A 16,156-nucleotide genomic window follows, 5' to 3' on the forward strand; every position below is an offset into this window, starting at 1 on the left:
CTTGCTGTCCCATGCCTGGACCGGAGAGTGGAAACGCTGTCCGGTCTGCATAAATTGAGCGGTTTCGCGGCGTAGAATGAATCTTCGCGAAATCGGATAGGATATAGAGATGCGCGAAATCATTACATTGCAATGCCCCGAGTGCAAGAACAGGAACTACTCGACCACGAAGAACAAGAAGACGACCACCGGTCGCCTCGAGTTCTCCAAGTTCTGTAACACCTGCCGTAAGCACACGGACCACAAAGAAACGAAGTAACTCCGCCGGTTTGGGATGAGGCGCGAGTCACCTCATCCCGCAGTTCGGGGGAGTAAGCTCAACGGTTAAACTGTCGGTCTCCAAAACCGAACTTCTCGGTTCGAATCCGAGCTCCCCCGCCAGTTTGCTCTGCGCCCAGGCCGCAGTCACTGGCATAATCGACTCAGAGTTTTAGTAGCATCACAGAACGAACGATTTTAGAGGCAGCATATGGCCAAGACCGTAGCGATTGAACAAACCCCGAACACCGGGATCGAGAACCTGAAGGCCACTCCGGCGCGCCTCAACTCCTTCCTCAAGGACGTCCGCAGCGAGATGCGCAAGGTCATCAGCCCCTCTCGCGAGGAAGTTCAGGCGACGACCCTTACCGTGATCATCACCGTGTTCGTCTTCGCCGCTTACTTCTGGCTGGTCGACAACATCATCGGTCGCGGCATCGAAGCTCTCCTGCACAAGGCGACGCAGCACTAAAATAGAGTTGTAACATTCAGCACCAGTAACGTTCAGCAGATGCGCGAAGAAGGCATAACGATGGCGGTAGAAGAGCAGAATCCGGAAGCATTGAACCCCGAGGGCGAACAGCCCACGGAGCATCTTGCCCCGCCGGTTAACGAGAACTTCAAGTGGTATATCATTCACGCCTACTCCGGCTTCGAGCGGAAGGTGCGTGAGTCGCTTGAGAGCCGCATCACGGCCTTTGGCCTGCAGAATCGTATCGGCCGCATCATGATTCCGACCGAGCCCGTTACCGAGCTGCGCAACGGAAAGAAGTACACCATCGAGCGTGTCTTCCTGCCCGGCTATGTGCTGGTCGAGATGGAGCTGGACAACGACCTCTGGCACGTCATCAAGAACACCCCTCGCGTCACCGGATTCCTCGGCACCGGCGACAATCCGGTCGCCCTCTCCGAGCAGGAAGTCAGCTCCATCCTCTTCCGCTCCGAGTCCACCTCCAACAAGCCTTCCATGAAGGTCAAGTTTGAGAAGGGCGAGCAGGTCCGCATCAACGAAGGTCCCTTCGCCAACTTCACCGGCACCGTCGACGACGTCAACGAAGATCGCCAGACCCTCAAGGTCATGGTCAGCATCTTCGGACGCTCCACCCCGGTGGAGATCGAGTTCTCCAAGGTCGACAAGGTCGAGGTTTAAGTTTTGTTTCAACCCGCCGCGCAGCACTGACGGCGAGCACTGGATTCAGCACCAAAAATCATAAGCAGTAGGCAAGCAGCCCGCCGCTGGAAGCATAAAGAGGATTTACCGCAATGGCACCGAAGAAGATCACTGGATACGTAAAGCTTCAAATCATGGCCGGCAAGGCCACTCCTGCACCGCCCGTCGGTCCCGCCCTCGGTCAGGCTCAGGTTAACATCATGGAGTTCTGCAAGCAGTTCAACGAGCGCACCAAGGACCCCGCAATGGCCGGACTCACCATCCCGGTCGTCATCTCGGTCTATGCGGATCGTACCTTCAGCTTCATCACCAAGACTCCTCCCGCTCCTGTGCTTCTGCTCAAGGCTGCTGGTATCGCAAAGGGTTCAGGCACTCCGAACAAGGAGAAGCTTGGCAAGGTCACTGAGAAGCAGATTCGCGAGATCGCCACGCAGAAGATGCCCGATATGAACGCCGCGTCGGTCGACGCCGCTGCCAAGAGCATCCGTGGTACCGCTCGCTCGATGGGCATCGAAGTCGTAGCCTAAGTCAAATTCCTGTAACAAAGTACAAAGACACCTGAAGTCCCGACATTGCAGTCGGACTTCAGGTGTCTTCATTTAAACGACTAAATTCTTCGTTTGACCAACTCTCGAATGGTCCTATTGCTGCGGCGCTGCAGCAGGAGTCGTCGATTGCTGCCGCATGCGAAGGAGCTGTTCATAGATCTGTTGCGGAGTTCTGGCTCCCGTAGATGACTTATCGTCTGTCGCAGGTGCGTCGCCAGACGCAGGCGGAGCTCCCGCTGCGCCGTTAGGATCGGGGATGTTGCTGGCTGGCAGCGGAGGTGGATTACGGGAAGAGTTGGAGCTCTCGCCGGCTGCAGGGTCGCTTGATTCAGCGGTGTCGTTGGAGCCCGATGCGCTGGGATTGGGAGGCGTGGGACCGCCGTGACGAGGCGTGAGAACCAGCTCCACCGGAACCTTGGTGGGTTGGAGAGGGTTTGGATTGGTGCCTTGGACTAGGAGTATGTTGCTGGAGGTGCCTTCCAGCAGGATGGCAAGGACCTGGGCGGGAGCGGCGGGTCCGTAAGTACCGTAGACGCGCTCATCGGCGACTCCTCCAGTGATCTTCATCCCGGTCTGGCGGGAGATCTCGCGGAGGATCTGGTTGAGGCTGGAGTTATTGGCGATAACGGAGAGCTGGCCAGAGAGGTAGGCGACGTCGGCGCGATGGGCCGGAGCTGCTGGAGAGGCCATTGCGGCTGCTGGTGGCGCTGCCACGATGGGCGTAGTGGGAGCGGTTACTGGAAGCGCTGAGGCTGGTTGGCGAGGCGGCGTCTGCTGGGCCAGAAGATGCGATGACAGGAGAGCGCAGAGGACTGTGCCGAGGGTGATGCGCGTAAGCGCGCGGATTGGAACTGGACGTTGCATCGGTGAAGGTAGGACGCACAGAGATTCGGTAGGTCAACTGTCGTTCCACTGGTTGGAGTTTATCTGAATTTGTCGGTTGCGCTGGAGAAGTATCGAGTTGTACTAGACTGATCCGATGCGAGTGTGTTTTCTATGAGTAAAGTGACGGTGCTATTGCTGGCAGCCGGACTGCTGATGCCGAGGTTGGTGGAGGCAGAGGTCTGCACGACGCAGTCGCAGATGAAGCCGGCGGACCGCGACGGGTTGGCCGCTGCGGCGATGGGGCTGGCGACCAAGGTACAGGCGGCGGATGTAGCCGGACTGCGGGGCGCGACGGTAGCCGAGTTGGGAAAGGACTTCAGCGGGATTGAGGGTGTGGTCGGAAGCACCGCTCCCAAGCTGAAGGGTGCTGTTTTGACCGTCGATCAGGTGTATCTGCTGGATGGCTCGGAACTGAAGCGTGGAGCGGATGGAAGTGCTCCGGACGCGCAGTTCTTCTGCAATCTGAACAAGTCGGTTGCGGAGGTGGATTTTTTGATCCCTCAACTGCCTCCGGGACGGTATGGGTTTGCGATCGTCGAGACCAAGAGCGCCACTCCGTGGAGACTCTCCTTTTTACTACGAGAGGATCAGGGGAGGTGGGCCATGGCGGGGTTTTATCCCCGAGCGAGCCTGGCTGCCGGACATGATGGGCTTTGGTACTGGACCGAGGCGCGGCAGATGGTGAAGCGCAAGGAGCAGTGGAGTGCGTGGCTCTACTACCAGCAAGCGGAGTCGTTGTTGCGTCCGGCGAACTTCGTGCAGAGCAGCCACCTGGAGAAGTTGAAGAATGAGCAGAGCGCCGGGGCTCCTCCCGCTCTGTCGGAGGGGGTGAGTGCCGAGGCTCCTTTAGTGGTGAAGGGGGCGGATGGGGTGGAGTATCACTTTACCGGTTTGGGGGTGGATGACTCGCTGGGGAAGGAGAAGGTCTTCCTTGTGGCTCATCTGAAGGTCGAAGCGACGCTAGATACGGCGGTGGCACGAAAGCGCAATGCGGATGCGATGAACGCCCTGGTAGGCGCGTATCCGGAGCTGAGGAAGGCGTTCGCCGGCGTCTGGCTCTTTGCCGAGACGGCGGGTCAAAACCCCTTCGTGACGGAGCAGGCGATGAACGAGGTTCGATAGAACGATTAGGCCATCGCCTAAAAGCGAGATGGAAGATATGTTGATGGAGAAGTAAGATCCAGTAGTTTATTTGAACTGAATGGATGGCGATGTCGCTCCCAGACTCGCCGTTCGCCGGATGGCATCTTAGGAAGAGGATGAAAGCCTCTTAGGTCACGAATCAGAGAGATCCCCCAACGGGACGAGATGAGGCACGATGGCAAACGCCGAAAAGACTTTGAGCCAGGCGATCATGGGGCGCCGGGCTACTCCCAGCTTTGACGGAACCCCAATTCCGGCGGCGGATCTGCTGCGGATTCTCGATGCGGGACTCCGCGCTCCGAGTGGATACAACATGCAGCCGTGGCGGTTTGTTGTGGTGCAGTCGCCGGAGCAGAAGAGAAGGCTGCGAGGAGCGAGTTACAACCAAGCCAAGGTCGAAGAGGCGTCGGCTGTAATCGTGGCTTGCGGCGATACGGACGGCTGGCGCAAGGATCTCGATCTGATGCTGCAGCGGGGACGTTCAGGCGGGATGCCGGAGAGCTATGCAGACCAGGCGCGAAGCAGCGTTCCTAATTTCTTCTCCAGCTTCAATAGTGAACAGATGAAGGGTTGGCTGAACAAGCATGTGATGGTGGCGTTTACTCACATGTTGTTGATGGCCGAGGTGATGGGCTACGATACGGCTCCGATGGAAGGCTTTGAGCAGGATAAGGTGCATGAGGTGTTGAAGTTGCCCCTAAGCTACTGGGTGGTGGCGTTGCTGGGTATCGGACATGTGCGAGGAAGCGATAAGTATGACGGCGGACGTTTCGATATGGGCCATACGGTGTTTTGGGAGGAGTATGGCAGGCAGATGAAGTAGGTGGTGGATGGGTGCCCGCTAGGGGAGAGGTTGTAGTGGGGTGGGTTAGTCGACTTGCCATTGGTAGGCGCCGGGCTGGGGAAGACCCAGGTGGGCCAGGACGCGGTTGACGTATTGGCGGGCCATCTCGGTGGTGGATTGCGGGAGGTCGTAGAGCGTGGGAATGACGGGGAAGATCGTTGCTCCGGCGTCGTCGGCGAGCTGCATATTGCGGAGATGGATGCGGTTGAGGGGGGTCTCGCGGACGCAGAGGAGGAGGGGGCGGCGCTCCTTAAGGCAGACGTCGGCGGCGCGCTGGATGAGGTTGGAGGCCAGGCCGTTCGCGATGGCGGCCAAGGTGCCCATGGAGCAGGGGAGGATCATCATCCCAGAGGAGGGGTAGCTGCCGCTGGCGATTCCGGCGCCGATATCGGTGTCGGAGTGCTGGTGGACCTTGGAGGAGGATGCGCCGAGGAGCTTTTCCGGGAGGCCGTTGCGACCGCTAATCTGGAGCTCTTCGGCGAAGACGCGGAGAGCGCTCTCGGAGGCGATGAAGTTGACGCGGGAGACGCGGGGGTCGGCGTCGAGGGCGCGAAGCATCTCGGCGGCGTAGATGGAGCCGCTGGCGCCGGTCACAGCGAAGGTGATGTTGAACGAGGAAGATAGGGTTGGGGGGGCGGTCACAGATTGATTATCGTCGATAGAGAGCGGCCGATGCTGCGACTTTTTGCAGCGGAGGAGGTTTAATGTTCAGATGGAGGGCTACCACAGCATTATGAGTTTATGGAGGCGACGTAAGTGAGCGATCGGCATGCCGGGAGCGCAAGGCGCAGTATTTTCGTGTGGATCTGCGCGTTTTTTTCGATGTTGGCTGGGGCGCGTGCGTATGGGTCGGTTGCGTTGCTGATGGAGGAGCCGTATGGGGAGTTCGGCGCGTTCAATCCTACGGGTCATGCCGCCGTCTATCTGAACCATATTTGCGCGAATTCGCCTACGGAGCTTCGGCCTTGCCGCAGTGGCGAATATGGTGTCGTCATAAGCCGATATCACAAGATCGATGGCTTGGATTGGATCGCAATTCCGCTGATTCCGTACCTGTACGCGGTGCAGGATGTGAACTACGTTCCCAAGACGGTCGATAAGGCCCAGGTAGCGGCGTTGCGGGACACGTACCGAAGGGAGCATATGTTGGCTTTGGCTCCGGATGACAAGAAGGGGCAGACGCCAAAGGGTGAGTGGGTCCAACTGGTGGGGTCTTCGTATGACCGGACGATCCATGGGTTTCAGGTGAAGAGCACAGCGGAACAGGATGAGCGGTTTATCGCGCTCTTCAACGATAAGCGCAATGTGGGGCACTTCAACCTGCTCTTCCATAACTGCGCGGACTTTTCGCGGGTGGTGCTGGATACGTATCTGCCGCATGCGATCCATCGGAACTTCATCGCTGATGTGGGGCTGATGACTCCGAAGCAGGTAGCCCGGTCGCTGGTGAAGTACGGCAAGGCGCATCCGGAGCTGGAGATGAACGCGTTCGTCATTCCGCAGGTGCCGGGGACGGTGGCGCGGAGCCATGGTGTGGATGGGGTGGCGGAGTCGCTGGTGAAGAGCAAGAGGTATCTGCTGCCGCTGGCGGTGTTGAGTCCGGAGTTTACGGGCGGGGTGGTGGTGGCGTACCTGGCTGAGGGACGGATGAGGCTGCCGAAGAATGCGGCGATGTTCGAGATAGACGACGCCGAGATGACGGGTGGGCCGAAGGTTCCGGTGGTGCTGCCGGGGGAGAGTCCTCTTGTTGCTAAGCCGGGTGAGGTGGTTCCGCGGCCTTAAGGCGTAACGGTGATGGAAGGGATTAAAGGCTGATAAGAGCGGATGTTTTGGGGGTGGTTTCTTTGGGCTGATTGTTTATTTTTGTTTTGGGCGTAGGGCGTAGGCGATCAGGGTTTCGCCGTGGAGGTTGTGGGTGGCGTTGAAGGCTTCGTTGCTGGCGGTCTCTTGTGCGGGGATGGTGGGGTCCAACTCGCAGGCAGCGATCTCTTCGGTGGTGGCGTGGATGTAGCAGAGCTCGCAGGTGGCGAGGTTGTCCTCTTCTGTGCGCATGGGTGGGCCGAAGGTGCGGCAGAGGATGGGGCGGGTGCTGTAGAGGTCGCAGGTGCCGGTGGCGGGATCGAGGACGGGGCAGGGTTCGTCGTTGGCGAACTCTTCGAAGAGGATGGCGGCTTCGTAGTCTTCGTGGAGGATGCCTGTGGCGAGGTCGCCGGGGAACCAGGGGTCGAGGCGGGTCAGGGATTCCTGGACGCGGGTCTGGATGCGTTGGGATCGTTCCAGGTCGGTTTGTTGGAGGGCTTCGAGGCCTTCGCGGAGGCGGGCTGCGTCTTCGAGCGCGATGGGGAAGACGCCTACGCAGCATTGGTAACAGCCGGGTTTGCAGACGAGGTGGGGTCCGGAGCGGGCGGCGGCTGAGGCCAGGGCGGCGTCTACGATTTGGATGAGGGTTTGGGGCATCGTAGCTTCACAGAGGTCGCGCTGACGAGCGATGCCCACCTTTGCGAAGAGGATGCTGTCGCGAAGGTGGGGCACCGGGCTATAGACATGGTCAGGCGTTGAGGACGCGGTTGAAGATGGCGTCTACGTTGGCTAGCTGGCGGGTGTAGTCGAAGGCGTGGGCCAGTTTTTCGGGGGAGAGGCGGGCGGTGATCTCGGGGACCTTGGCTACCTCGTCGCGGAAGATGAGCTCGTTCTTCCAGGCGTTCATGGCGTGGGATTGGACGAGGCGGTAGGCGTCCTCGCGGGACATGCCGGACTCGGCGAGGTAGAGGAGGAGTTGGCCGGAGAAGATGAGTCCGCCAGTGGACTCCAGGTTCTTCAACATGCGTGCAGGGTAGACGAGGAGCTTGGTGATGAGGTTCTCAGTCTTGGCGAGAAGATAGTCGGCGAGGATGGTGGAGTCGGGGAGGATGACACGCTCAGCGGCGGAGTGGGAGATGTCGCGCTCGTGCCAGAGAGCGATGTTCTCGAAGGCGGTCTGGGCGTTGGCGCGGACGACACGGGCTAGGCCGGAGATCTGTTCGGAGGTGATGGGATTGCGCTTGTGGGGCATGGCGCTGGAGCCCTTCTGCTTCTCGGAGAAGAACTCTTCGGCCTCGCGGACCTCGGTGCGCTGGAGGTGGCGGACCTCGGTGGCGATCTTGTCCAGGGTGGAGCAGAGAATGGCAAGGGCGGCGACATAGGCGGCGTGGCGGTCGCGCTGGACGACCTGGGTGGCGACGGCTACGGGTTTGAGCCCCAGTGCGTTACAAATGGCCTCTTCGTGCTCGGGCTTGAGGTGGCCGAAGGTGCCTACGGCTCCGGAGAGCTTGCCTACGCGGAGGTCTTCGGCGGCGGCGTCGAAGCGGGTGAGATTGCGCTGCATCTCGGAGTACCAGAGCAGCAGCTTGAGGCCGAAGGTGGTGGGTTCGGCGTGGACGCCGTGCGTGCGGCCGATGATAGGGGTGTGCTTGAACTCGAGGGCGCGCTTTTTGAGGGTCTCGGAGAGGGCAACGATACCGGCGCGAATGATCGCAGAGGCTTCCTTGAGCTGGAGGGATTGCGCGGTGTCGACGACGTCGGTGGAGGTGAGGCCGTAGTGGAGCCAGCGGGAGGATTCGGGGTCGGCAATATGCTCCGCGACGGTGGTGGTAAAGGCGATGACGTCGTGACGGACTTCGGCCTCGATCTCGTTGATGCGGTCTACGGTGAAGTTGCCCTTGTCGCGGATGATGTCAGCGGCTTTTTGCGGAACCATGCCCGCGGCGGCGAGGGCTTGCGAGGCGGCGACCTCTACGGTGAGCCAGGAGCGGTACTTGTTTTCATCGGACCAGATTTTTCCCATTGCCGGGCGTGTGTAGCGGACGATCAAGTGGTGTGCCTGCCTTGTACTTGTATTTGATAGGACAGATCCATTTTACCGTCTGGATTGTAGGCGCGTGTCTATTTATGTCGTCAAGCGATATAATCGTATTACGACCTATGGCGACGCGACGGAATACGGCTAAGAGCAAGTTGGACGAGAGAGTGAAGGTGCTGGCGGAGTTTCGGTATCTTCTGCGGCGGTTTTTGAGCTTCAGCGAAGAGGCTGCGGAGGCCGCGGGGACGTCTGCTCAGCAGTACCAGTTGCTGCAAGTGGTGGCCGCGGCGCCGGATGGGGAGCAGGCTTCTATCTCGTATATCGCGGAGCGCATGGTGCTGCGGCACAACAGCGCGGTTGAGCTGGTGGGACGTGCGGAGCGTAGCGGGCTGGTCTCCCGGACGGAGGATGCGGCAGATCATCGGCGAGCGCTTATTACATTGACGGCGGATGGGCAGACGCTGCTGGAGAGACTTGTGGGGAGTCACTGGGCTGAGTTGGAGCGGCAAGGACCCGGTCTGCTCGAGGCGTTGGGGAATTTGTTGACCGCTGACGTCGCGGTGGGAGGAAGAGATCGCAGTGAGTGATATAGCAAAGAGCGAGTTGCGCGACTATACGGCAGACGGCCGCATGGTGATGATGAGCGGTATCGCCGTGATCATCGGTGGGGCTGGCGCGGTCTTGAGCTGGTTGTTGCTGCGGCTGATCTTTCTGGCGACCAATGTGTTTTATTACCACCGGTTGAGCGTGGCGTTTGCAGATCCTGCATTCAACAAGCTGGGGTGGAAGGCGATCTTTCTGCCGGTGATTGGTGGGTTGCTGGTGGGCTTAATCGCGCGCTTCGGATCGGACCGTATACGAGGGCATGGGATGCCGGAGGCCATCGAGGCGGTGTTGATGCGGGGGGCGAGGATCTCGCCGAAGATTACGGTGCTCAAGCCGGTGGCGACCGCGATTGCGATTGGGTCGGGTGGGCCATTCGGCGCGGAAGGACCGATTATTATGACGGGCGGGGCGGCTGGATCGCTCCTGGCCCAGTTGATGAAGGTGAGTGATGCGGAGCGTTCTACGTTGCTGGTGGCGGGCGCCGCGGCGGGAATGTCGGCGACCTTTCTGGCTCCGCTGGCCGCGATTCTGCTGGCTGTTGAGCTCTTACTGTTCGAGTGGAGACCGCGGAGCCTGGTGCCGGTTGCGGTTGCGAGTGTGACGGCGGCAGCGTTGCGGCGTCTGCTGCTGGGGTCTTTGCCGGTGTTTCCGATGGTGGCGACGTCGCCGGATGCGATCAGCCACTGGGTGATGCCCTGCGCGGTGTTAGCAGGGCTGGTGGCGGGAGTGCTGGCGCTGCTCTTGACGAAGGGAGTTCATTTCTTCGAGGAGGCGTTTGAAAAGCTGCCTATCCATTGGATGTGGTGGCCGGCGGTGGGTGGACTGGTGATCGGTCTGGGGGGATGGCTGTTTCCTCCGGCGCTGGGTGTGGGATACGCCACGATTCAACAGATGCTGAGCGGCAATATGGAGTGGTCGCTGGTGCTGGGTGTGCTGGTGGTGAAGAGCGTGATCTGGACGGCCTCGCTAGGCTCGGGAACGTCGGGAGGTATTCTAGCGCCGCAGTTGATGATCGGCGGGGGACTGGGAGTGGCGCTGGCGCATGTGTTGCCGGGAATCGCTCCGGGGGCGTGGCCGCTGGTGTGCATGGCGGCGGTGCTGGCGGGCTCGATCGGCGCGCCATTGACGGCCGTGGTGCTGGCGATTGAATTGACACATAACAGCGGGTTGATGCTGCCGCTGCTGCTGGCGTGTGTGACGGCCTATGGGCTGACCGTGCTGTCGCAGAAGCGTTCTATTCTGACGGAGCGGCTGGCGCGGCGTGGATACCATCTGAGCCGGGAGTATGGAGTCGATCCACTGGAGATGGTATTGGTGTCGCAGGCGATGCACACGAGTGTCTTCGCCTTGCCGGCGAATGCGACCAGGCGGGACGCTGCGAGTTGGTTGCGGACGATGGAGGCGAGAGGCGCGGACGCCTGGTCTCACTGGCAAAGACTGTTTCCGCTGCTGAATACCGAAGGGCGAATGGTCGCGCTGCTGACGCGGTCGCAGATGATGATCTCCGCGAAGCAGACGGACCTGAGCAGACCGCTGGTGGAGGATGGAAATGTCTCGCCGGCGACGATGGCTCCCACAGATACGTTGCGAAAGGTGGCGACGGCGATGGCTGATTCCAAGCTGACACGCTATCCAGTGATCGATGCTAAAGGCAAGTTCGTGGGGATTATTACGATCGACGATCTGTTATCGGCAAGAAGCAAGGAGACGCTGCGAGAGAGCGATCGCACACGAGTGCTCCGCCTGCGCTGGCCTTTCAGCAATGCAGAGGTGACGCTTGAAAAGGAGACCGCCACGGAGGCGGTTGCAGTTTTGGACGGAGAGATCTGGGGCGAGCAGAGAGACGAAAAGTTGCCCTAAGGGTGGGTTACTCCGAAGAGCTTGGACATCTCGGCGTAGAGGAAGCCCCTGCCGGGCTTATAGGGTTGGACCCATTTGCCGTCGATGACGAACTGGGGGATGGCTCGTTTGCCGACGTTGGACTCTACGGCGTAGGCGGCGCCGGGGGTGGTTTCGATGTCGATCTCGGTGTAGGGCAGGTTGTGTTTGTCGAGGAACTTCTTGGCTTCGCGGCAGTCGCGACACCAGGAGGCGGAGTAGACGGTGATGTCCATGGTTGGGGTTGTCCGTTCTATGAGGTGGTCACTGTTCATGGTAGTTGCGCATGAGGCCGCCGTCGATAACATAGGTGGAACCAGTGATGTAAGAGGCTTCGTCGGAGGCTAGGAAGACGGTGAGGGAGGCGACGTCTTCCGGAGTTCCCATGCGGCCCAATGGGACGTTTCTGAGCAGTGCGTCGAGCTTGGGTTTGTCGTTCAGCAGAGACTTGTTGATGGGTGTGGCGATCGCTCCTGGTGCGATGTTGTTGACGGTAATGCCGAGAGGACCGAGCTCGACGGAGAGGTTGCGCATCAGCATCCGGATACCGCCCTTGGAGGCGCAGTACGAGGAAAAATTAGGAAAGGCCATGTCCTCGTGGACGGAGGAGATGTTGATGATGCGGCCAGGCTGTTTGGAGTCGCGGAGGCGGCGGACGAAGGCCTGGGTGAGGAAGAAGGCTCCCTTAAGGTTGACGTCGAGGACGGTGTCGTAGTCGGCTTCGGTGACCTCCCAGAAAGGAGCGCTCTTCTCGACTCCGGCGTTGTTGACGAGGATGTCGCAGCGGCCTAGTTGGGAGTAGGCCTGATCGATGAGGTTCTGGGTATCGGCGATCTTCGATACGTCGGCCTGGACGACGATGGCTTTGGAGCCCGCGGCTTCTATCTGGATTTTGGTTTCGTCTGCGCCTTCGGGATGGCTGCGGTAGTCGACGACGATGTTTGCGCCTTCCGAGGCGAGTCGGATAGCGATAGCCTGACCGATGCCGGACGAAGAGCCAGTAACGATCGCAACTTTGCCTGCGAGGCGAGAGGACATCTGGTGTGGCCTTTCTGAAGCGAACGCTATTTGGTTTTCTTTGCTGCTTTTTTCGCGGTCTTCTTTACGGCTTTCTTACTGGCCTTCTTCGCGGCGAGCTTTTCTTCTCTTTGAGAGGCGATGATCCCGGAGAGGATCTCTTTCGCATGTTCGAGGACCTTGATGCGAGAGGCGGGAAGATTCTTGCCGGCGCGGTTGATGTAGAAGTTCAACATGCGCATGCCAGAGGCGGGGCCTTTAGGGGAGACTTTGTGCGAGGCCAGCGACTTGGCGATCGTCGAAGCGCCTTTCTTGAAGAGACCTTCCTGAGGATCGGTGGACTCGGTATCAACCTTTGCTGACCACTTCTTCGTCGCCATCGGTGAGGTCTCCTTCTGGCGTAGGATGCAGCGGGCGCTTGCGTCGCTGTATGAAAAAATTGCTAAGGAGCGCTCCGCACTCTTCTGCCAGGAGACCGGAGGTGACTTCGACCTTGTGGTTGAGCTGAGGGTGGTTCATGACGCTGAGGACTGAGCCGCAGGCTCCGGCTTTGGGATCGGGGGCTGCGTAGACCAGGCGGGCGATGCGGGCGTGGAGGATGGCTCCGGCGCACATGGCGCAGGGTTCGAGGGTGGCGTAGAGGGTGCAGCCTGTTAGCCGGTAATTTTGAAGGATCAGGCCGGCCTGGCGGAGGGCTACTATCTCGGCGTGGGCGGTGGGGTCGCTGTCGCGCAGGACGCGGTTGTTTCCGTGGGCCAGGATCTCTCCGGTGGGGGAGACGACGATTGCACCTACCGGGACTTCGCCTGCGGCTTCGGCTGCCTGGGCTTCGGCGATGGCAACGCGGAGGTAGTCGATATCGAGCATCGCGTCGGGTTTCATTTTTAGTCGGTGGGGGCTGGGTTAGGGATGCCGCGGCCTGCGTGGTAGATGGACTGGATGTGCCGTGTGTTGCGGATGTCGGCGAGAGGGTCGGCGGAGAGGACGACCAGATCGGCGGAGTAGCCGGGGGCGATGAGGCCGAGGTTGACGGTGGGATCCAGAGTATGGAGGAGTTGGCCGGTGCGGCCGGTCGCGAGGGTAATGGCCTGGAGCGGGGTGAGGCCAGCGGCGACGAGGTCTTCGAGCTCGCGGTGCTCGGAGAAGCCGGGGATGCGTCCGGGCATGGCTCCGGAGTCAGTGCCGAAGGCGATGAGGGCTCCGGCGTCGTAGAGGGTCTTGAGGTTGCGTTGGGCGATCGCGAAGTCCTGGCGATGAACGGCGGTGGACGGATCGGCTGCGATCGAGGTGGCGTAGCTTGGGTCTTCGATCTTTCCGAGGAGTCGCGAGCCTGCAGCCTTACGGAAGAACTGGCTCTTCATGAAGTCGGGATGGTCGGCGTAGATGTAGAAGCTCTCATCGACGGTGAAGGTGGGGATGTACCAGGTGTGATGCCGGAGGACGGACTGTATGAAGGGCTCGTCGACGGGTTTGTCGCGGACGGAGTGGGCGAGGACGTCGATGCCGTCTGTGACGAGCTGCTGGGCGTCCTGGAGGGCGTACTCGTGGGCCGCGACGCGGAGATGGTTTCTGTGGGCCTCTTCGATGATGGCGGTGTAGATGGCCGGATCCATGGCGGGAGCTTTGCCGTGGAGCGGGTCGACCCAGATTTTGACGATGTCTGCGTGGTGGATGGCGAGCTCGTCGACCTGTTGGCGAGCCTGGGCGGGGGTGGTGGGACGGTAGACCTGATCCGGGGCCGCGGCGATGGGCGGTGCTCCGTTGGGGGCTCCGATGCCGCGGCCTGCGGTGAGGAGCAGAGCTCCTGTGGCTGTGCCGTTGCGGAAGGCGGTGCGCTGCTGGGAGCGGATGTCGTAGACGAGATCGCGGTTGAGGCCGAGGGAGATGATGGTAGTGACGCCGTAGTGCTCGTACTGGTCGAGCGCGGCGTGGACGTTCTCCGGGGTGTAAGCCGTAGCTGAGTTGGACGCGTTATGACTTAGCAGGCCGAGGTGCGAGTGGGCACTGATGAGGCCCGGAATGACGGTTGCACCGTGGAGATCCACGTTGATAAAGCCTTTGAGCGGCATCCCGTCCGGCTGGACGGAGAGGATGAGGCCGGAGCCCATGAGGATGGTGGTGTGTGGGCGAGGCTCGGCGCCGGTGCCGTCGATAAGGGTCGCGTTGTGCAGGGCGACGGCTGGCTGCTGTGCCAGAGCCGCTGGTACGAGGATGGTTGCGAGAAGCAAAGTGGCGAGGCGGCGTAGTGGCATGGCGAGGCTCCTCTTCTTAGAGTCGAGGATGAGATGCGATTGCTGCGCCATCAGGCGGGCTCCTGTTGTGTCATGCAGTGGAGGGTGCCGAGGCCCCAGACGAGGTCGACGGCGTGGATGCCGATGACTTCGCGGGTGGGGAAGCAGTTGGCGATGATGTTGAGGGCGTGGCGGTCGTGGGGGTCGTTGAAGGTGGGGACGAGGACGAGGTCGTTGGCGATGTAGAAGTTGGCGTAGCTGGCGGGCAGACGCTGGCCCTCGAAGGTGACAGGGTTGGGCATAGGGAGAGGGACGATCTCGAAGGGCTTGCCTTCGAGGTTGCGGGCGGTGCGAAGGCGGTCGAGGTTTTCGGCGAGGGGAAGGTGGTTCTCGTCGTGGATGTTGGGCTCGACGGCGGTGAGAATGGTGTTCTCGGCGACGAAGCGGGTGATGTCGTCGACGTGGCCGTGGGTATCGTCGCCGGCGCAGCCACGGTGGAGCCAAAGGGTCTGCTCGATGCCGAGGAACTGCTGGAAGGCCTGTTCCAGGCGCTGGCGGGTCTGTTCCTGGTCGCCGAGGCCGGGGTTGCGCTGCTGGACCTCAGAGAGGAGGCACTCCTCGGTGGTGAGGAGGATGCCGGAGCCGTTGGTGTCGATGCTGCCGCCTTCGAGGACGAGGCGGTGGGGCGGCTGACCGTTGCCGAGGTCGAGCTGGGCGCAGAGCTCGGGCATGTCGTAGTGCTGGGCGACCTGATGGGGGATGGTGTTGTCGCGGCGCCAGTTGTCGTACTTGGCCCAGGCGTTGAACTTCCAGTTGGTGAGGGCGAGCTCGCCCTGGGGGTTCTTGACGAAGATAGGGCCGGAGTCGCGGAGCCAGACGCGGTCGGTGGGCCACTGGTGGAAGTGGAGGCGGGCGAGGTTGGCTCCGCCGCGCCTGAGCATGGTGGTGGCGCGGTGCTCGGCGGCCTCGTTGTTGACGAGGATATGGACGTCTTCGACGCGGGAGAGGTGGCGGACGATCTCGGCGTAGACCCAGGGGATGGGCTGGAACTTTCCGGGCCAGTCGTCGGAGTTGTGTGGCCAGGCGATCCAGGTGGCGGCGTGCGGAGCCCACTCGGCGGGCATACGGTAGTTGGCGGCGCTGGTCATTGCTTTCCTGTCTCTTCTCCGGTTTGCGCCTCGCCTGTTCGCTTGGTGCTGTTTTGGTAGCCCACCCCTCCCCCCGGGAAAAGTGAGTAAAGTCCTCAAAGGAGACAGCTTAGCCTGGTACTTTGAGTGCCACGTTTCAACGAAAAACTTCGACAGTAAACCATTCATTCTAAAGAGAAAGCCGGACGGCTAACCAACTTTCTCACTCTTGTTAAGTATAACTTTTTGACCATAACTAAAGTGCCACTCGTAAGTGTTGAAGGGGCTGTAGTTAGTCGATTTTAGGGCTTGACAAGGAAAAACAGGCCGAAATTGAAAAAGCTCAGACGTTGAGACTGCCGATTGGCCCTTTAGGGGCGTGTGCAGATGCCCACTTTGCGCCAGAAGCGCTTCGGGGAGAGTCAAGTTCAGAAACCGAATGAGAACGCACGAAATGATGGTGCTCTGGGGATGAACACATAGAGTGTCTTGTTTCTATTCCTTGGACAGATGTTGTGGCTACCCGTGGGCGAGTGGGTTTGTTTTGTGGATGGAATAAGGCGAATGGGTTTGTGTTTTTGTTCGCAGAAGAACCCATAAAAGATGATCG

Annotated in this window: 19 protein-coding genes and 1 tRNA gene; 10 read left to right on the forward strand and 10 right to left on the reverse strand. The window is 60.4% G+C overall.

Features of this window, described 5'->3' with window-relative positions:
- The first annotated feature begins 109 nt into the window (after window positions 1-109).
- From rpmG to rplK, 5 genes are all read left to right on the forward strand, one after another.
- A complete protein-coding gene (rpmG, locus tag HB393_RS19780; protein ID WP_013579310.1) occupies window positions 110-259 on the forward strand; it encodes a 50S ribosomal protein L33 in 150 nt (49 codons plus the stop codon).
- A gap of 46 nt (window positions 260-305) precedes the next feature.
- A tRNA-Trp gene (locus tag HB393_RS19785) sits at window positions 306-381 on the forward strand.
- 88 nt (window positions 382-469) lie between these two features.
- On the forward strand, window positions 470-730 hold the full coding sequence (secE, locus tag HB393_RS19790; protein WP_213806934.1) for a preprotein translocase subunit SecE: 261 nt from the start codon (window positions 470-472) through the stop codon (window positions 728-730).
- A gap of 60 nt (window positions 731-790) precedes the next feature.
- A complete protein-coding gene (gene nusG / locus HB393_RS19795; RefSeq protein ID WP_255551394.1) occupies window positions 791-1,408 on the forward strand; it encodes a transcription termination/antitermination protein NusG in 618 nt (205 codons plus the stop codon).
- A 113-nt stretch (window positions 1,409-1,521) separates the two neighbouring features.
- Window positions 1,522-1,956 (forward strand): 50S ribosomal protein L11, encoded by a 435-nt coding sequence (rplK, locus tag HB393_RS19800; RefSeq protein WP_213806936.1) that lies wholly within the window; start codon window positions 1,522-1,524, stop codon window positions 1,954-1,956.
- A gap of 114 nt (window positions 1,957-2,070) precedes the next feature.
- Here the strand turns inward: rplK and HB393_RS19805 are convergent, their stop codons facing one another.
- The gene (locus tag HB393_RS19805) at window positions 2,071-2,841 is read right to left on the reverse strand and encodes a hypothetical protein (RefSeq protein ID WP_213806937.1); all 771 of its coding nucleotides are present in this window, start codon (window positions 2,839-2,841) and stop codon (window positions 2,071-2,073) included.
- Between the two features lie 132 nt (window positions 2,842-2,973).
- On the opposite strand from HB393_RS19805, the gene HB393_RS19810 reads away from it, so the two are divergent.
- Window positions 2,974-3,984, forward strand: coding sequence for a hypothetical protein (locus HB393_RS19810; RefSeq protein WP_213806938.1), 1,011 nt, complete (start codon window positions 2,974-2,976; stop codon window positions 3,982-3,984).
- A gap of 196 nt (window positions 3,985-4,180) precedes the next feature.
- Window positions 4,181-4,828, forward strand: coding sequence for a nitroreductase family protein (locus HB393_RS19815; protein ID WP_213806939.1), 648 nt, complete (start codon window positions 4,181-4,183; stop codon window positions 4,826-4,828).
- A gap of 45 nt (window positions 4,829-4,873) precedes the next feature.
- Here HB393_RS19815 and HB393_RS19820 read toward each other — a convergent pair whose 3' ends face one another.
- Window positions 4,874-5,491, reverse strand: a complete 618-nt coding sequence (locus tag HB393_RS19820; protein WP_213806940.1) for a UbiX family flavin prenyltransferase — start codon at window positions 5,489-5,491, stop codon at window positions 4,874-4,876.
- 114 nt (window positions 5,492-5,605) lie between these two features.
- Here HB393_RS19820 and HB393_RS19825 point away from each other — a divergent pair, with 114 nt between their 5' ends.
- Window positions 5,606-6,631, forward strand: a complete 1,026-nt coding sequence (locus HB393_RS19825; RefSeq protein WP_213806941.1) for a hypothetical protein — start codon at window positions 5,606-5,608, stop codon at window positions 6,629-6,631.
- Window positions 6,632-6,706: 75 nt separating this feature from the next.
- Here the strand turns inward: HB393_RS19825 and HB393_RS19830 are convergent, their stop codons facing one another.
- Window positions 6,707-7,381, reverse strand: coding sequence for a YkgJ family cysteine cluster protein (locus HB393_RS19830; RefSeq protein ID WP_345945329.1), 675 nt, complete (start codon window positions 7,379-7,381; stop codon window positions 6,707-6,709).
- Between the two features lie 16 nt (window positions 7,382-7,397).
- The gene (gene purB, locus HB393_RS19835; RefSeq protein WP_213806942.1) at window positions 7,398-8,699 is read right to left on the reverse strand and encodes an adenylosuccinate lyase; all 1,302 of its coding nucleotides are present in this window, start codon (window positions 8,697-8,699) and stop codon (window positions 7,398-7,400) included.
- 110 nt (window positions 8,700-8,809) lie between these two features.
- On the opposite strand from purB, the gene HB393_RS19840 reads away from it, so the two are divergent.
- Both HB393_RS19840 and HB393_RS19845 read left to right on the forward strand, forming a co-directional pair.
- On the forward strand, window positions 8,810-9,274 hold the full coding sequence (locus tag HB393_RS19840) for a helix-turn-helix domain-containing protein (protein ID WP_213806943.1): 465 nt from the start codon (window positions 8,810-8,812) through the stop codon (window positions 9,272-9,274).
- Window positions 9,267-11,153 (forward strand): chloride channel protein, encoded by a 1,887-nt coding sequence (locus HB393_RS19845; protein ID WP_345945330.1) that lies wholly within the window; start codon window positions 9,267-9,269, stop codon window positions 11,151-11,153. Before HB393_RS19840 ends, HB393_RS19845 begins: the two co-directional genes overlap by 8 nt.
- Here HB393_RS19845 and HB393_RS19850 read toward each other — a convergent pair.
- Genes HB393_RS19850 through HB393_RS19875 form a run of 6 tightly spaced genes read right to left on the reverse strand, consistent with a single transcriptional unit; the run spans window position 11,150 to window position 15,567 of the window.
- Window positions 11,150-11,407 (reverse strand): glutaredoxin family protein, encoded by a 258-nt coding sequence (locus HB393_RS19850; protein WP_213806944.1) that lies wholly within the window; start codon window positions 11,405-11,407, stop codon window positions 11,150-11,152. The genes HB393_RS19845 and HB393_RS19850 overlap by 4 nt on opposite strands.
- Before the next feature lie 28 nt (window positions 11,408-11,435).
- A complete protein-coding gene (locus HB393_RS19855) occupies window positions 11,436-12,209 on the reverse strand; it encodes a glucose 1-dehydrogenase (RefSeq protein ID WP_213806945.1) in 774 nt (257 codons plus the stop codon).
- A 26-nt stretch (window positions 12,210-12,235) separates the two neighbouring features.
- Window positions 12,236-12,568, reverse strand: a complete 333-nt coding sequence (locus tag HB393_RS19860) for a DUF3175 domain-containing protein (protein WP_213806946.1) — start codon at window positions 12,566-12,568, stop codon at window positions 12,236-12,238.
- Window positions 12,537-13,070 carry a tRNA adenosine(34) deaminase TadA gene (tadA, locus tag HB393_RS19865; RefSeq protein ID WP_213806947.1) on the reverse strand — a complete coding sequence of 178 codons (534 nt, stop codon included), beginning with the start codon at window positions 13,068-13,070 and terminating at the stop codon, window positions 12,537-12,539. The genes HB393_RS19860 and tadA overlap by 32 nt, the downstream gene beginning before the upstream one ends.
- A 2-nt stretch (window positions 13,071-13,072) precedes the next feature.
- The gene (locus HB393_RS19870) at window positions 13,073-14,491 is read right to left on the reverse strand and encodes an amidohydrolase family protein (RefSeq protein WP_255551395.1); all 1,419 of its coding nucleotides are present in this window, start codon (window positions 14,489-14,491) and stop codon (window positions 13,073-13,075) included.
- The gene (locus HB393_RS19875; RefSeq protein ID WP_213806948.1) at window positions 14,491-15,567 is read right to left on the reverse strand and encodes an agmatine deiminase family protein; all 1,077 of its coding nucleotides are present in this window, start codon (window positions 15,565-15,567) and stop codon (window positions 14,491-14,493) included. Before HB393_RS19875 ends, HB393_RS19870 begins: the two co-directional genes overlap by 1 nt.
- Between the last annotated feature and the right edge of the window lie 589 nt (window positions 15,568-16,156).

It is taken from the genome of Granulicella sp. dw_53 (assembly GCF_018449545.1).
Taxonomy (GTDB): domain Bacteria; phylum Acidobacteriota; class Terriglobia; order Terriglobales; family Acidobacteriaceae; genus Edaphobacter.

Bases quoted from the DNA above. Each gene is read 5' to 3' on its own strand.
- rpmG (WP_013579310.1), top strand. From the start codon at position 110: ATGCGCGAAATCATTACATTGCAATGCCCCGAGTGCAAGAACAGGAAC.
- secE (WP_213806934.1), top strand. From the start codon at position 470: ATGGCCAAGACCGTAGCGATTGAACAAACCCCGAACACCGGGATCGAG.
- nusG (WP_255551394.1), top strand. From the start codon at position 791: ATGGCGGTAGAAGAGCAGAATCCGGAAGCATTGAACCCCGAGGGCGAA.
- rplK (WP_213806936.1), top strand. From the start codon at position 1,522: ATGGCACCGAAGAAGATCACTGGATACGTAAAGCTTCAAATCATGGCC.
- HB393_RS19805 (WP_213806937.1), bottom strand. From the start codon at position 2,841: ATGCAACGTCCAGTTCCAATCCGCGCGCTTACGCGCATCACCCTCGGC.
- HB393_RS19810 (WP_213806938.1), top strand. From the start codon at position 2,974: ATGAGTAAAGTGACGGTGCTATTGCTGGCAGCCGGACTGCTGATGCCG.
- HB393_RS19815 (WP_213806939.1), top strand. From the start codon at position 4,181: ATGGCAAACGCCGAAAAGACTTTGAGCCAGGCGATCATGGGGCGCCGG.
- HB393_RS19840 (WP_213806943.1), top strand. From the start codon at position 8,810: ATGGCGACGCGACGGAATACGGCTAAGAGCAAGTTGGACGAGAGAGTG.
- HB393_RS19850 (WP_213806944.1), bottom strand. From the start codon at position 11,407: ATGGACATCACCGTCTACTCCGCCTCCTGGTGTCGCGACTGCCGCGAA.
- HB393_RS19855 (WP_213806945.1), bottom strand. From the start codon at position 12,209: ATGTCCTCTCGCCTCGCAGGCAAAGTTGCGATCGTTACTGGCTCTTCG.
- HB393_RS19860 (WP_213806946.1), bottom strand. From the start codon at position 12,568: ATGGCGACGAAGAAGTGGTCAGCAAAGGTTGATACCGAGTCCACCGAT.
- tadA (WP_213806947.1), bottom strand. From the start codon at position 13,070: ATGAAACCCGACGCGATGCTCGATATCGACTACCTCCGCGTTGCCATC.
- HB393_RS19870 (WP_255551395.1), bottom strand. From the start codon at position 14,491: ATGGCGCAGCAATCGCATCTCATCCTCGACTCTAAGAAGAGGAGCCTC.
- HB393_RS19875 (WP_213806948.1), bottom strand. From the start codon at position 15,567: ATGACCAGCGCCGCCAACTACCGTATGCCCGCCGAGTGGGCTCCGCAC.